Annotated in this window: 15 protein-coding genes; 8 read left to right on the forward strand and 7 right to left on the reverse strand. The window is 36.8% G+C overall.

What is annotated here, in order from left to right; genetic code table 11:
- Nucleotides 1-54 precede the first annotated feature (54 nt).
- The 5 genes from phnE (HNR27_RS04425) to HNR27_RS04445 all read right to left on the reverse strand — a co-directional run bounded on the left by phnE (HNR27_RS04425) (nt 55) and on the right by HNR27_RS04445 (nt 4,919).
- Nucleotides 55-861: a phosphonate ABC transporter, permease protein PhnE gene (gene phnE, locus HNR27_RS04425; RefSeq protein WP_212919035.1), complete on the reverse strand. Its 807-nt coding sequence runs from the start codon at nt 859-861 to the stop codon at nt 55-57.
- A gap of 15 nt (nt 862-876) precedes the next feature.
- Nucleotides 877-1,692, reverse strand: a complete 816-nt coding sequence (phnE, locus tag HNR27_RS04430) for a phosphonate ABC transporter, permease protein PhnE (RefSeq protein ID WP_212919036.1) — start codon at nt 1,690-1,692, stop codon at nt 877-879.
- A gap of 5 nt (nt 1,693-1,697) precedes the next feature.
- Nucleotides 1,698-2,471, reverse strand: a complete 774-nt coding sequence (gene phnC, locus HNR27_RS04435) for a phosphonate ABC transporter ATP-binding protein (protein WP_212919037.1) — start codon at nt 2,469-2,471, stop codon at nt 1,698-1,700.
- A gap of 107 nt (nt 2,472-2,578) precedes the next feature.
- Nucleotides 2,579-3,604 carry a phosphate/phosphite/phosphonate ABC transporter substrate-binding protein gene (locus HNR27_RS04440; protein ID WP_429339193.1) on the reverse strand — a complete coding sequence of 342 codons (1,026 nt, stop codon included), beginning with the start codon at nt 3,602-3,604 and terminating at the stop codon, nt 2,579-2,581.
- A 298-nt stretch (nt 3,605-3,902) separates the two neighbouring features.
- The gene (locus HNR27_RS04445) at nt 3,903-4,919 is read right to left on the reverse strand and encodes a YeiH family protein (RefSeq protein WP_429338908.1); all 1,017 of its coding nucleotides are present in this window, start codon (nt 4,917-4,919) and stop codon (nt 3,903-3,905) included.
- A gap of 110 nt (nt 4,920-5,029) precedes the next feature.
- Here HNR27_RS04445 and HNR27_RS04450 point away from each other — a divergent pair, with 110 nt between their 5' ends.
- Both HNR27_RS04450 and HNR27_RS04455 read left to right on the forward strand, forming a co-directional pair.
- Nucleotides 5,030-5,923 carry a LysR family transcriptional regulator gene (locus HNR27_RS04450; RefSeq protein WP_429338909.1) on the forward strand — a complete coding sequence of 298 codons (894 nt, stop codon included), beginning with the start codon at nt 5,030-5,032 and terminating at the stop codon, nt 5,921-5,923.
- A 100-nt stretch (nt 5,924-6,023) separates the two neighbouring features.
- Entirely contained in the window at nt 6,024-6,401 is a 378-nt protein-coding gene (locus HNR27_RS04455; protein ID WP_212919040.1) for a VOC family protein, read from the forward strand.
- A 108-nt stretch (nt 6,402-6,509) separates the two neighbouring features.
- Here HNR27_RS04455 and HNR27_RS04460 read toward each other — a convergent pair whose 3' ends face one another.
- Nucleotides 6,510-7,718 (reverse strand): MFS transporter, encoded by a 1,209-nt coding sequence (locus HNR27_RS04460; RefSeq protein WP_212919041.1) that lies wholly within the window; start codon nt 7,716-7,718, stop codon nt 6,510-6,512.
- Between the two features lie 12 nt (nt 7,719-7,730).
- Nucleotides 7,731-8,111, reverse strand: a complete 381-nt coding sequence (locus HNR27_RS04465; protein ID WP_429338910.1) for a MarR family winged helix-turn-helix transcriptional regulator — start codon at nt 8,109-8,111, stop codon at nt 7,731-7,733.
- Between the two features lie 278 nt (nt 8,112-8,389).
- Here HNR27_RS04465 and HNR27_RS04470 point away from each other — a divergent pair, with 278 nt between their 5' ends.
- The 6 genes from HNR27_RS04470 (at nt 8,390) to HNR27_RS04495 (ending at nt 14,774) form a co-directional block, all read left to right on the forward strand.
- Nucleotides 8,390-8,665, forward strand: a complete 276-nt coding sequence (locus tag HNR27_RS04470) for a DUF485 domain-containing protein (RefSeq protein WP_212919042.1) — start codon at nt 8,390-8,392, stop codon at nt 8,663-8,665.
- Complete coding sequence (locus HNR27_RS04475; protein WP_429338911.1) at nt 8,662-10,206, forward strand: solute symporter family protein; 1,545 nt, start codon at nt 8,662-8,664, stop codon at nt 10,204-10,206. Before HNR27_RS04470 ends, HNR27_RS04475 begins: the two co-directional genes overlap by 4 nt.
- On the forward strand, nt 10,203-11,969 hold the full coding sequence (locus HNR27_RS04480) for a LytS/YhcK type 5TM receptor domain-containing protein (RefSeq protein ID WP_429338912.1): 1,767 nt from the start codon (nt 10,203-10,205) through the stop codon (nt 11,967-11,969). The genes HNR27_RS04475 and HNR27_RS04480 overlap by 4 nt, the downstream gene beginning before the upstream one ends.
- On the forward strand, nt 11,966-12,718 hold the full coding sequence (locus HNR27_RS04485) for a LytR/AlgR family response regulator transcription factor (protein ID WP_212919045.1): 753 nt from the start codon (nt 11,966-11,968) through the stop codon (nt 12,716-12,718). Before HNR27_RS04480 ends, HNR27_RS04485 begins: the two co-directional genes overlap by 4 nt.
- Before the next feature lie 179 nt (nt 12,719-12,897).
- Nucleotides 12,898-13,245, forward strand: coding sequence for a DUF485 domain-containing protein (locus HNR27_RS04490; protein ID WP_212919046.1), 348 nt, complete (start codon nt 12,898-12,900; stop codon nt 13,243-13,245).
- On the forward strand, nt 13,245-14,774 hold the full coding sequence (locus tag HNR27_RS04495) for a solute symporter family protein (protein ID WP_212919047.1): 1,530 nt from the start codon (nt 13,245-13,247) through the stop codon (nt 14,772-14,774). The genes HNR27_RS04490 and HNR27_RS04495 overlap by 1 nt, the downstream gene beginning before the upstream one ends.
- Nucleotides 14,775-14,842: the final 68 nt, after the last annotated feature.

Raw genomic sequence — 14,842 nt, forward strand, 5'->3', positions numbered from 1 at the left:
TAGGGATGCCTCTTAAGCTTTAGCGTCAAAATCGATGAAGTTAATTAAATATTATTAACCACGAACTAGTTTTCCACGTAAATTGTTGGATAATAATTCAACAATAAGAATGAGAATTACTAAGCCAATTAAAATTGATCCAACTTCATTCCAACGATAAGAATTCATCGCGAAAATTAGTGGGGCACCAATTCCTCCTGCACCTACTAAACCAAGTACAGAAGCCTCCCTAAGGTTCATATCAAATCGATATATAATGGTTGATAAGAACATAGAGAATAGCTGTGGTACGATACCAAATCTTATTTTTTCAAATGTTGTACATCCGATAGAGGTCATCGATTCCAGAATGCTCGTGTCAAGATCCTCAATAGCATCGACAAATAACTTTGCTAACATCCCAATGGAAACTAATGCAATTGTTAGGACACCGGCAAAAGGACCAGGGCCAGTTACCCGAATGAACATTAGTCCATATACAAGGGCAGGAACCGTTCGAATCATAATAAGCAATAGTCGTGTTACCCAAGCGACTGGAGATGGCACTACATTAGATGCTGACAAAAACGCTAGCGGGATGGCTAGTATTGAACCAATAATAGTACCTAAAAAAGCGATTGCTATTGTTTCGACAAGTAAATATGGAACTCCCTGTGTTGTAAAGGTTAGCAATAAATCTAAATCAGGATGTACAATACCTGAAAGGATGCTAGTAGCAATCTTCCATCCGCTTTCCTCAACATTTTGCAAATTAATTGCTGTAAAAGACCAAATAAACAATACCAATAATATTGTTGTAACAACAAGTAGATACCGTCTATTATTTGGTGATGCACTTAGCTGTTTTTCAATTGTATCCATAATATTGTTCCCCTTCTAGATTAACCTTTTTCTGAAGTGTTCACTGACTCTTTCAATAATAAATACTGTAATAACTAGTGTTAATAGAATCATTCCAACGCTTGCATAATCACGCCAGCCTAACCCTTCATTTAATAATAATCCAATTCCACCTGCGCCAACATATCCTAAAATAGCAGCATATCGAACATTTCCTTCGAAGCAGAACAAGGATGTGGATAAATAATTTGGCAAAACCTGTGGGAAAATTGCATAGCGGAAGGCTTGTATTCGATTCATACCGAGTGACTCCATTGCCTCAAATGCACCCATATTTACATTTTCAATTTGCTCATACAATAGCTTACCAACATATGCCACTGTAAAAATAAAAATTGCAACGGTACCAGCTAATGTTCCTAGACCAAAAACAAAAGTAGCAATTAATGCGGTTACTAGTGTTGGCATCGTTCTTAAAATACTCAAGAAAACTTTTGTAATCGCAACAACTATTTTGCTTTTCACAACATTAGTGGATGCGAGATATGCAATAGGAATTGCAACAATGGAACCTAGAACTGAACCAAGTAACGACATTTTAATTGTATCAAGTAGTGGTTTCCATATATGAGGCGTATAGTCCCATTTTGGTGGAATCATGTCTATAATAATAACGAAAAATTCATTCCACCGTTCAGCTAAAACGGATAAACTAAATCCAGTAAATTTGATTGAAAAATAAGCCGCTATCAGAAGTAGGACTAAAATAACGGGGACACGGGATCTTTTTTCCAATACGACCTTACCATTCGGAAGGGCTATCTTTTTTGGAGGAAAAATTTTATCATACATATTTTCTATTCCCCTTTATCCTGTGACATAGTTTCCTTTTCTATTTGGCCTTTATAGATGTAATCTAATACTTCTTCAGTTACTTCTGCTGATTTTCCGTCAAATACGACTTTTCCATCACGAACACCAATAATTCGATTAGCATATTCAAGTGCAATCTCGACATGGTGGATATTAATAATAACAGTAATGTTCATTTCTTCATTGATTCGTTTAAAATCATTCATTACTTGTTTTGCAGTTACAGGATCAAGGGAAGCAATCGGTTCATCTGCGAGAATAATATCAGGATTTTGGGCTAATGTACGTGCTAGTGCAACACGCTGCTGTTGGCCACCTGATAATTGATCAACGCGGACATATGCTTTATCAAGAATACCGACTTGATCTAAAGCAGTAAGTGCTTTCGTTTTATGCTCTTTGGAGAATACACCAGTTAATTTTCTCCAAAATGGTAGCTCAGGAACAAAGGAGACTAGTACATTTTTTAACACAGATGTTCTCGTAACAAGATTAAATGATTGGAATATCATTCCAATTCGCTTACGAAACTTACGAACTTCTTTTCCTCTTAAGGAGCTAACATCAATATCATCAACGATTAAGCTTCCACCAGTTATATCATGCATACGATTGATACAGCGGATTAATGTTGACTTACCTGCTCCAGAAAGACCAATAATAGCAACAAACTCTCCTTGGTCTATTTTTAAATTAATATCCTGTAGTGCTTTTACATTATTGCCATATGTTTTTTCAACATTGATAAATTCAATCATATATGGTTCTCCAATCTTCTCAAAAATGAGGATGTCTCATAGAGGTATCCCTCTAAACGGGAAGACCTTGCTATGAAACAACCTCATTGGCTTCATTATTTAACAGATTATTTTAGATTTCTAACAATTTCTTGTGCTTTTCTTTCATTATCATAATCAGAAGATTTTGCTTCTTGATAGCCTTCGTGATTATAGATGGAGATAACTTCTTTTCCTTCATCTGTTTGAGCAATATTCATAAATGCTTTTTGAATTGCTGCTTTTAGATCATCATCCATGATCTTGGAGTTTTTACTAACACTGATAGTATCGTTGTAAATTCCAGGTGTTACCCCAATAACATTTGTTTCATCCCAGATAGACTTTTCACGATTGAAGTCATTTTTCCATGCGTCTTCATTATCACGTCTAGCATCTGCATATGTTACTACAACATCAATTTGACCTGCAGCTAAGCGAGCAAATGCACTTCCATATGAATCGGATTGAACTACTTTATCAAGGTCAGTAATCGTTTTATCATAATTATCACTTAACCAAATTGCTGGGTAAATATAGCCAGCTGGTGATGAAGATGACATTACAGCCCAATTAGCGCTATTTAAATCGTCCCAAGTTAGCTCTTCACCATTGTTTACTTTCTCAGCTAGCTCTTGTCCTTTTTTAGAAGGACCAGCAATTGCTAAAGCACGGTAGTAAGTAACCTGCTCATCTGAAGCTTCAGTTGGTTTATTATCATTCCAGTCCTTTGCATTATCAGAATCAATGCTTAATCCTGCACGAGTTGCTGTTAAGACAACTTCTGCACCATCATCATATAATACATAAGTACCACCAGGGATAAGGCCAATATCGATTGTTCCAGCAGAAAGTCCTTCTCCTACTGCCTCATAGTTTGTACCTACTGTAATATCTACATTCTTTACATCATAGCCTTGATTTTTAAGCTCTTCTTTTAGAAGTTCTTTTAAAGGCTCTGTTGCAGTAATAATTTCTTCAGGCTCTCTTGAGGGAACAAAACCAACGGATAATTTATCGATGACTTTGTTTCCGTTGTCGTCTGAATTCTTATCCTTTGAAGAATCATCCGAACTTCCGCAAGCAGAAAGTACAGCAATAAACATAATGACCATTAAAGACAATAATATCTTTTTCACGCTTTTTAATCCTCCTAAGATGTTTTAGTATGACACTAACTATTAAATTGTATAGATTAATATGTACAACCGTCAAGAAGTAAATGACATTTTCGTTAATTATTTTACAAATTGTTTTCTATTATGACCTCTTTCTCAAATTTTTAAGCTATAGTACATAAAGTTCAAACTAGTAATAATTATATTGAAAAATAATTAAGTCTTGATGTACTGTGTGTAAAATGATTGTAAAGGGATCAATCCTCTCGTGCCTTTTACTCGAGAGGATTGATCGCTAAATAGTAAAGTACAACAAGATTGATAGTGCAACAGATGTAATGAGCATTGCAATTAGTGGCTTTAAAGCCTTTGAACGCAAATCTTTCAAATTCACATTGAGCCCTAGCCCTACCATGGCTGCCGTAAGTAACCAGGTTGTTATGGAAGAAATTATATTCATGCTATCTTGAGAAACTGGAATGGAATGACCAAAAACGTAGCTTCCAAGAATACTTAATAGAATAAAACCGAATAGAAACCATGGAAATTCTATTTTGGCATCCTGTGTATCAGAATGTTTATTTTTTCTCTTCATCAAGAAGATAAAGATGAAGCATAGTGGAACTAAGAGAAATACACGTCCTAGCTTGGCAAGAAGTCCAATTGCTAGTGCGTTTTCGCCACCAGGTGCAGCAGCCAATGCAACATGGGCAACCTCATGTAAACTGCTACCGGACCAGACTCCATACTGAATAGCATCCAATGGGAGAAATGGACGCAAAATAGTATACATAATGGCAAAAGCAGTTCCTACTAACGCAATAATTCCTACACTAATAGCAGTATCCTCATCCTTTGATTTTACAATTGGTGCAATGGATGCAATGGCTGCTGCACCACAGACACCTGTCCCAACTCCTAATAATAAGGAAATCATATAGTCTGCCTTTAAAAGCTTTGCTATCCAAATTGTTAAAAGGATTGCAAAAATGATAACCAAAGCATCTCTTATTAGAAGCCCGATTCCATCACTTAGAACAGTATTTATATTAAGTTTAAGACCGTATAAAATTATAGCAGCACGTAATAAACGCTTGGATGAAAAAGCAATTCCTGATCGTAAAATTTCTGGATAACGAAAGATTTGTCGGTAAAGAACAGCAATAATGATTGCACATGCGAGCTGTCCAACCTGATTAAATCCTGGTACTAACGCTAATAAATATCCAAGTAGAGCAATCAAAAAAGTAAAGCAAACCCCCAGTGACCAAGTCATTAGGGGATATAATTTTTTACTAGTTGCTAGAGCCATAATATCACCTCAATAATAAGTGTAATAAAATTACTTCTATAAGAGAAATAAATATAAGTTATAATAATCATAAGTAACCAATTATGAATGATAGTTGAGGTGTTAGTAAGTTGGATCAACAGCTTCGAGTTTTTATTTCTGTGGTGGAAAAACAAAGCTTTTCGCGGGCAGCTGAGGAATTACATATGACACAGCCAGCTGTAAGTCAGTATATACGTACCTTTGAGGACAATTTAGGTATGAAGCTTTTAGATAGAACGAATAAATATGTCCGATTAAATAAAGCGGGTGAGATTGTGTATCATCACGCAAAGGAAATCGTTGGATTATACGCAAGAATGGAGAACCTTTTGATGGATTTCACGAATAAAGTAAGTGGAGTACTGTCAATTGGTTCCAGTTATACATTTGGCGAATATGTTCTTCCACATGTAATTGCCAATATGAAAAAGTCCTATCCAGAAGTTCACCCCTCTGTAACGATTGAAAACACGGAGAAAATTGCGGAACTAGTAAAAGGTCATCAGATAGATATTGGAATCATAGAAGGGAATATAAAGGAGGATAGTCAACTAGAGAAAGAAGATTTCTTGGAGGATAGAATGGTAATTGTTGCTTCTTTTAATAATTCGTTGACACAGAACAAAGGAACCATAGATTTAGGTGAATTAGAGAGGCAGACATGGATATTACGAGAAGAAGGTTCTGGGACTAGGGAAGCAGGGGAAAAAATATTCCAGCGATTAGGGATTCGACCTACCAATTTAATGGTATTTAGTAGCACCCAATCGATAAAAGAAGCAGTAATTGCCGGACTTGGGGTTAGTTTGCTATCAGAGATTGCGGTTCAAAAAGAACTTCTTCATAACAATATGAAAATAATCGAGGTAGAAGGCTTGCCATACACAAGAAACTTTTCAATCATTACCGCATCCCCATATCAAACCAAAGCTTTACAGGAGTTAATTCGAATGCTAAAAGAGTACGGATTAAAAAGAGGATAGTTTATTTTTTCTCATGTAGTACTTTTTAGCTTTACAGGTGATGAGCGTATTTCTATATTAGTCTTAATAGAAGATCTACAAAAAGAGAGGAGGATGCCAGATGATTAATCAAGTTGGTCAAATAATGCTGTATGTGAACAACCAGGATGCTGCAGTAACGTTTTGGACGGAGAAGGTTGGTTTTCATGTCATTGCAGAGGAGGATGATGGGCAAGGCTTCCGCTGGATTGAGATTGCCCCTTCGAATAATACAGAAACAAGTATTGTGCTCCATAATAAGGAACAGGTGGATAAAATGGAACCAGAATTAAATTTGGGAACACCATCTCTGATGTTTTTTACGAAGGATTTCAATCAATTATACCGAAATTTATCTAGTAAAAATGTAAAGGTTGGGGAAATAGTTGAACTACCCAATGGTAGAGTTTTCAATTTTGCGGATGATGAAGAAAACTATTTCGCTGTAATGGAAAGATAAGGTAGTATTTTTCATGAAAAAGCTATCACAAATTAAAGATGTGATAGCTTTTTCTTTTGCTTATTATTTAAACCATATAAAAAGGTGGGAGGGGATAAACGAATTTGTTTACCCCTTAACCGTATGGTTTATATTTTTTACTTTGTTACGCTCTTTTTTTCCGTGCATTAGATAATAGATAATGGTTGTAAATAAGACCAGAAAGCCCATTACCATATATAACTTACGATAACCCATGTACGGGATAATAAGACCTAATAAATAAGGACCAAATCCTAATCCAGCATCAAGGAAAATATAATAGGTTGATGTAGCTAACCCCACAGATTGAGGTGGTGCTGCCTTAACAGCAATAGCTTGTGTTGTGGATTGCATATTCCCATAGCCTAGACCGATTAGAACACCTGCTAATAGTAATGGTATACTATTTTCTACTGTGCTTAAAAGGAGTAGTCCTGCAGCATTTAATATAAATGCTGGATACATTATGGAATTAGCACCTTTAGCATCCATTAAGCGGCCAGAAAACGGTCTGGAAACAAGTATTGCGACAGCATAGACGACAAAAAATAGACTGGCGATTTCCACTAGGTTAATTTCGATGGCATAGAAATTAATGAAAGATAGAACACTCGAATACCCTAACGATAGAATGAATACCACAAGGGCAATCGGTAGTGCAGTAGGCTCGATAAAATTAGAAATTTTAAATGCACTAGAGGGTACTTTTTCTTTCGGTAATTTACTATCTGGGATTGTTGAAAGGGTTGAGATAATAAAACTTATAATACCTAACGCAAGACAGAAACCGAAGATAATTTGATAACTTGTATGATGGCTCATAAAAATCCCAATGAACGGTCCGATAGCTGTTGCTAGTGTAACACTCATACTATAGTAACTAATCCCTTCTCCTTTCCGATCGTTGGGAATAGTTTGTGCAACAATGGTTCCTGTTGCAGTACTTGCCATGCCAAGGGCGATTCCTTGTAAAAAGCGATTAATTAGTAAGAAGACAATCCCTAGTTTTATAAAATAGAGAAAGGAAGTTACAATAAAAAAGATTAAACCAGTATAAAGCATCGGCTTACTTCCGATAGTTGTAATCATTTTACCAATAAATAATCGTCCAATTAACGTTCCAATAATGAATATACCTGTCACTAAACCTGCTTGACTTTCAGATACATGAAATTCTTCTACAGCGTAAACTGACATTGTTACTAGTAATAAATAAAATACTAAGTATAAGAAAAAGTTCGCAGACGATATGATGATAAAGTCTTTCGTCCACAGTTTTGCTTTTGCTTGTTCCACGTGCATATCTCCTTAATTCATGATGTTTTTCCGTATTGCTTCCAATATACGGATAGTCTCCTGTTGTTCCTGTTCCGATATTCCTGTTAATATTTCTTCCTCAAATTCGTCAATGGTGATTCGAACAGATTCATACACGGCCATACCTTTTGGTGTAAGCTGTATTCGTTTTTCTCGTCTATCCTTACCTTTTACTTGCTTGACATAATCTTTTTCTTCCAAGCTACTAATTGTTCTTGTTATTGTTGGTTTTTCTACTCCTTGATAATGAGCGATTTCAACGTTTGTTGAAGAGCCATTGTGAAATAAATAATATAAAATAGTCCACTGTGCTCGGTGTAATTCATGCTTATTTAATTCAATATTTAAGCGGTTCTCAAATGGACGATACAAAAGGATGAGCTGATGAAAAAACTTTTGTGATGATTTAATTGGAATACCTCCCTTAATAGTTAACAAGGATAATAGTTAGCAAGAGTAACCATATAAGTATAGCAAAAAAAGTGGACAAAGTGAAGGCACGGATAAAAAAAGTTATATAAATAGGGGGTGACAGAGATTACATTCGAGCTAAATGCAAACAAATGCCTTTACAAGCATTAGTTATTCAGCTATTATTCGAATTAAATAAATTTACAGACTCTTGCGAATTAGTAATTGGGGGAATAAGGGTGGATGAGCGTGTACTGGAGTTAATTCGACGAAAAAAAAGATTGTTGATTCCGAATCTAGCGATAATCTTTTTATTTTATTTTATGCTCCCTTTATCGCTAATTTTTTATCCTGACTTCATGAATAAAAAAAGCTTTGTTACTGGAGTTACTTGGGCCTGGCTGTATGCATTTTTACAACTGCCATTTGTTTGGTTCATGGTCTGGCTTTATCATGTCAAAGCAAAACAGTTTGATAGACGAATGGAAGAAACTATCCAGGAGGAATTACCGTGAACCTCACATATTTTTTGTTCTTCATATGTATCATCGTTTGTACATTAATTATTACCTATTGGGCAGCAAAGCGCAGTAATACAACTAATCGATTTTATGTAGCTTCTGGTAGTTTGACAGGCTTTCAGAACGGGATGGCGATAGCTGGTGATTTTATAAGTGCAGCATCATTCCTAGGTATCGTCGGCATGATAGCGATTAATGGTTATGATGGTTTTTTATATTCGATTGGATTTTTAGTATCTTATTTAGTTGTCCTATATTTAGTTGCTGAGCCTGTCCATCGCCTTGGTAAATATTCCCTTGGAGATGTTATTTGTTCACGGTTTCCAAGTAATAAAATGCGCTGGATAATGGCATTTGGCGCTTTTGCTATTTCCATTCTTTATATGATTCCACAGCTTGTCGCTTCTGGCTTTTTACTTCGTTTATTATTAAATATTGATTACTCCATTTCTGTGATTATTATTGGAGGATTAATGACTATTTATGTTGTATTTGGTGGTATGGTTGCCACTTCTTGGGTTCAAATTGTAAAGACGGTTGTGCTAATGTCTGGTACATTTTTACTTTCATTAATCGTTTTTTCTAATTTTAATTGGAATGTACCTTTTCTAGTTGAGCGAGTAAAGGAATTAACGCCATTAGGAGATGCTTTTTTTCTACCAGGGCATCTTTTTGGTAATCCAATCGAGTTTTTTTCACTACAGCTAGCCCTTGTACTTGGTACAGCAGGTTTACCACATATTTTAATGCGGTTGTTTACCGTTCGGAATACGTTAGAGGTTCGGCGTTCCCTTATTAGTTCCACCTGGATTATCGGATTATTTTATTTAATGACACTTGTACTTGGTCTTGGAACAGTCGCATTACTTGGTTACCAAACCTTAATTGCTAATGACCCGACAGGTAATCTTGCCGCCCCTTTACTTGCAAAAGAGGTTGGTGGTGACTTTCTACTAGCATTTGTTTCAGCTATTGCTTTTACGACCATTGTAGCGGTAGTGGCTGGTCTTGTAATATCAGCAACAACGGCCTTTTCCCATGATATTTTTCACCATATTTTGAAGAGAGGTAAGTCAACAGAAAAAGAACAATTACGAGCAGCGAGATGGACAGCTTTAGGAATTGGCTTAATTTCTACCCTATTTGCGCTACGATTAGAAACCATCAATGTAACATTTCTCGTATCAATGACATTTATTGTTGCAGCTGCAAGTAATTTTCCGATTCTAGTTCTCACGATATATTGGAAGCGCTTCACACAAATGGGTGCCATCACAGGAATGGTGAGCGGTCTAGTCGCCTCCCTTCTACTTGTGATACTTGGACCGCATATTATGAATCCAGATGGTGGCTGGATTGCAAGGGAAGCAATAATTCCGATTCAAAATCCTGGGATTATTGCCATTCCAATCGGATTTTTAGGTGCATATCTTGGCACTGTTTTTTCAAAAAAACAACGGCAATCCAATGAGGAATTTAAACGATTTTTTATTCGATCACAAACAGGTATTGCATCAAGGAGAGGAGAACCGTGAAGGATTTAACGATCATTTTATTTGAACGGTTAGGTTTACTTCTCGTTATTGCATTTGTGATGACGCGCACTCCGGGGTTCAAGTCCTTATTATATCGTGAATACAGTATTAGAATGTCTCTTGTTCATGCCTTCGTGTTTGGGGTTTTTGGAATTGCTAGTACTGTTACTGGGATTATCATTACAGAAGAAGCCGAGATCATTCACGGATTTGTTATTTTTCCTGTAGATAGTAATCAACTAATTGTAAGCTCAAGTCTAGTTGCGATTGTTATTGCAGGTTTACTAGGTGGACCAATTGTTGGTCTAGTTGCTGGACTCATTGCTGGTGTGCATCTCATGTTTCTTGGTGGCATTGGTGGGCTTGCGAATGGCTTAGTTAATCCTTTGACAGGGTTACTTGCTGGATTAACGGCGCGCTTTTTTTCTAATGAGCGGGTTATATCTCCATTAAAGGCATTATTTATTGGGGTATTTCCACCGGTCCTACAAATGCAGCTACTCCTTATTTTGTATACTGATGGTGGAGAAATGGTGCATTTAGTAGACAAAATTGGACTACCACTAGTGCTCTCAAACAGTATTGCTATAGCTATTTTTACAGCGATGATTGGGATTGTAATGCGCGAACAAGAAAATGAGGCAGCATTAGCAACAAGACAAGCATTAACGATAGCGGAAGAAGCCCTCCCTTTTTTGAAAAAAGATTCTAGTAAAGAAGTAGCGAACGGGCTAGCTACTTTATTATATGATCGTCTAAAGCTTGCAGCAGTATCGATTACAAATCGAAATGAGGTTTTAGCACACAAAGGTTTAGGTGATAAGCATCACCAAGCAGGAGATTCCATTACTGCCCCCATTATGAAAAAAGCAATTGAATCAAAAGAGATGCAGGTAACATACGTAAAGGCAGATATACAGTGTCATCATGAAAAATGTCCCTTAGAAGCAGCCATAATAATTCCGATTATGGAATCGGACGAGGTGACAAGTGTTATCACTTTTTATTTTCGAAAGCCACAGCATATTTCGCCGGTTGAATTAATGATGGCTGAAGGACTTGGGCATTTCATTTCAAATCAGCTCAATGTAATGACAACTGAAATAATGAAAGCACATATTCGTGATGCGGAATTAAGAAATTTACAAGCACAAATTAACCCACACTTTTTGTTTAATACCTTACAGCTTATCGCGGCATTGTTTCGGGAGGATCCACAAAATGCGCGCCATATTACTTTGCAGCTAGCGAGTTATATGCGGTTTAACTTAAGACTAGTATCAAAATCATTGGTGGAGCTGGAGAAGGAATGTGAGCATGTCCAAGCCTATACCTCGATCATTCAAGCAAGATTTCAAGGACGATTACATATAAATTTTAAAAAGCCAGATGATGTTTCACATACCTATATTCCACCTGCTACGATTCAGCCTCTAATTGAAAATTCGGTTCAGCATGGACTAAAGGATGTATCGGATGAAGCTAAAGTGGAAATCAAGATAGAGAGAGTAGATGGTATTATTACAGTATATGTGCGGGATAATGGCTGTGGCTTTCCTACGCATATTTTACCCCTAGTAAGTCATAAACCATTAGTAGATAACCAAAATGGGGGGATTGGTCTTTATAATGTTAATCAGCGATTAATTAGATTAATAGGTGAATCTGCAAGACTTCACATCTGTAATCTACCAAATGGTGGTAGTGAGGTGAGCTTTTCCATTCCCATTTCAAATTATAATAGAAGCGAGGTGGTAGGGTGAAAATTCGGATAATGATTGCGGAAGATGAAATAATGGCAAGAAAAGAGCTGTTATATTTATTAAAGGAAGAGAAGGATATTATTCTTTTACCACATGCAGAAGCAGGGGAACAGTTAATTGAATTATATACCGAGCATCAACCAGATGTTATTTTTCTCGATGTAGAGATGCCAGGCGTAACTGGGGTAGAAGCGGCAAAATATATCTCCGATTTGTCAGCTGGTCATTCACCATTATTTGTCTTTACGACTGCATATGATGAGTATGCCTTGGATGCCTTTGAAATTGAAGCGGTAGATTATTTATTGAAGCCATATGATGAAATCCGTTTTCGAAAGACAATGAAACGGATAAGAAAAATTTTGACTAGTAGAGCGAATGGTAGACAAGGCAAGGAAGTAATACTAAAGCCTACCACCTCCAAACTATTAGTTGACGATGGGGAACGAATGGTGGTCCTGTCACCGGAATCTATTTATTATGCTGTACCAAGTAATCGATTATTGGAAATTCATACAGAAGATAAGGTTATTATGAGCAGAATGACATTACAAGAGCTGGAGGATAAATTGTCTGGAGATATGTTTTTTCGTGCTCACCGAAGCTATTTAGTCAATTTGAACCACATTTTAGAAATTACCCCATGGTTTAATGGTACTAGTAATATAACGTTGAAGGATAAGGAAAATACAAAAATACCAGTGAGTAGGTCTGCAAGTAAGACGATATTGCAGACATTTAGGAGGTGAACACGACTAAAAGATGTCCCTCGATAGCTATAGAATCATTTTCACAACCATTTACAACCAAAATAAAACCATTCAACCACATTATTCAACCATTTATACTGACATTATATTATGAATGTCCAAAATTATTATAATTATCAGTAAGCGCTTACAATTTTGGTAATTGGGAGGATGAATGTATGGCACAACCTAAATTAGTGGATGACCGGGGGAAAAAGGGTGTGGACTATGTGAAGATTGAAAGCAGTCCACAGTTTAAACAGTTTATGAATAGGAAAAAGAAGTTTATTGTACCACTGACAATATTCTTCCTCGTTTTTTATTTCTTACTGCCAATTTCAACATCCTACGGTAAATTTTTAAATACCCCTTTCTTTGGTGATATTTCATGGGCTTGGGTATTTGCAATTGCTCAGTTTATTATGACATGGGTGATTTGCACAATTTATGTAAAAAAGGCAGCTTCCTTTGATAAAGAGGCTGAACAAATTATTGAAGAGCAAATTCACAAGGGAGGTAAGGCCTAATGGATCCAATTGTCGTTATCCTTTTCTTAGCGATTGTTGCACTTACCCTAGTCATTACGTACTATGCAGCAAAACGTACGAAGTCAACAGGTGATTTCTACACAGCTGGTGGTGGGCTGACAGGCTGGCAGAATGGACTTGCGATAGCAGGTGATTATTTATCTGCTGCATCCTTTCTTGGAATTGCTGGGGCAATTGCCTTACAAGGATTTGATGGGTTTTTCTATAGTATTGGTTTCCTTATTGCTTACTTAGTTGTGCTTTTATTAGTAGCAGAGCCACTACGTAATTTAGGGAAATACACACTTGCAGATATGATTAATTCTCGCTTTGATGCGAAAAAAGTAAGAGGTGTTGCTGCACTAAGCACGATTACAATCGTATTATTTTACATGATTGCCCAGCTCGTAGGTGCAGGAGCACTGATTCAACTATTATTTGATATCCCTTATTGGGTTGCTGTTTTAATCGTTGGAGTCATGATGACAATTTACGTATTATTTGGTGGTATGATAGCAACAAGCTGGGTTCAGATTACGAAAGCAGTACTTTTAATGGCGGGAATGGTAATCATTTCATTTATTGTCCTCATGAAATTTAACTTTAATATCTCAGCTATGTTTACAGAAGTAAAAACAGCAACAAGTCATGGAGCAGATTATTTAAATCCGGGAATTAAGTATAAGGATCCACTTGGAACAATATCCTTAATGCTAGCACTTGTACTTGGAACAGCAGGGTTACCTCATATCTTAATGCGTTTCTTTACTGTTAAAGATGCTAAAACTGCAAGAAGCTCTGTTATCACAGCTACTTGGACGATTGGGATATTTTATATCTTAACCCTATTCCTTGGTTTTGGGGCAGCGATTTACGTGGGACAGAGTGAAATTTTAGCTGCAAACCCTGGTGGTAATATGGCGGCTCCGTTACTAGCCGAAGCTATTGGAGGAAACATTCTGTTCGCCTTTATTTCAGCAGTAGCATTTGCCACGATTCTTGCGGTTGTAGCAGGGCTTGTATTATCAGGAGCTTCTGCATTTGCTCATGATGTTTATGGGGAAATAATTAAAAAAGGAAAAGCAACCGAAAAGCAACAAATGCTAGCAGCACGTTATGCAGCGCTAGGTGTGTCGGTATTTTCCATCATCCTATCACTAGGGGCACAATACTTAAATGTTGCCTTCCTCGTATCACTGGCATTCTGTATCGCAGCAAGCGCGAACTTACCTGTTATCCTGTACACCGTGTATTGGAAGCGTTTTAATACAAGCGGGGCAGTTTGGGCGGTTATATCAGGTCTTGGATCAGCATTAATTCTCGTTTCCATGAGTCCTAGTGTATTTTCACCTGTAGAAGGAGCTGCTCTATTTGTTGGAAATCCAATTTTCCCACTTGATAACCCAGCACTTGTCAGTGTGCCATTAGGATTTTTAGGTGGATACTTAGGGACGATATTCTCTAAGGAACATGATTTCGAACGCTATGCAAAGGTAAAGGTAAGAGCAAATACAGGGTATAACGAATAAATCGGATATGTGATACGTTTCGTTTCATATGGATAGGTATTTCGATTTGGGAAAGGGCTGTTACTATT

This window comes from Ornithinibacillus bavariensis (genome assembly GCF_050433565.1).
GTDB lineage: Bacteria > Bacillota > Bacilli > Bacillales > Amphibacillaceae > Ornithinibacillus > Ornithinibacillus bavariensis.

Coding starts and splice junctions, on each gene's coding strand:
- phnE (WP_212919035.1), bottom strand. CDS start 861: ATGGATACAATTGAAAAACAGCTAAGTGCATCACCAAATAATAGACGG.
- phnE (WP_212919036.1), bottom strand. CDS start 1,692: ATGTATGATAAAATTTTTCCTCCAAAAAAGATAGCCCTTCCGAATGGT.
- phnC (WP_212919037.1), bottom strand. CDS start 2,471: ATGATTGAATTTATCAATGTTGAAAAAACATATGGCAATAATGTAAAA.
- HNR27_RS04440 (WP_429339193.1), bottom strand. CDS start 3,604: ATGGTCATTATGTTTATTGCTGTACTTTCTGCTTGCGGAAGTTCGGAT.
- HNR27_RS04445 (WP_429338908.1), bottom strand. CDS start 4,919: ATGGCTCTAGCAACTAGTAAAAAATTATATCCCCTAATGACTTGGTCA.
- HNR27_RS04455 (WP_212919040.1), top strand. CDS start 6,024: ATGATTAATCAAGTTGGTCAAATAATGCTGTATGTGAACAACCAGGAT.
- HNR27_RS04490 (WP_212919046.1), top strand. CDS start 12,898: ATGGCACAACCTAAATTAGTGGATGACCGGGGGAAAAAGGGTGTGGAC.
- HNR27_RS04495 (WP_212919047.1), top strand. CDS start 13,245: ATGGATCCAATTGTCGTTATCCTTTTCTTAGCGATTGTTGCACTTACC.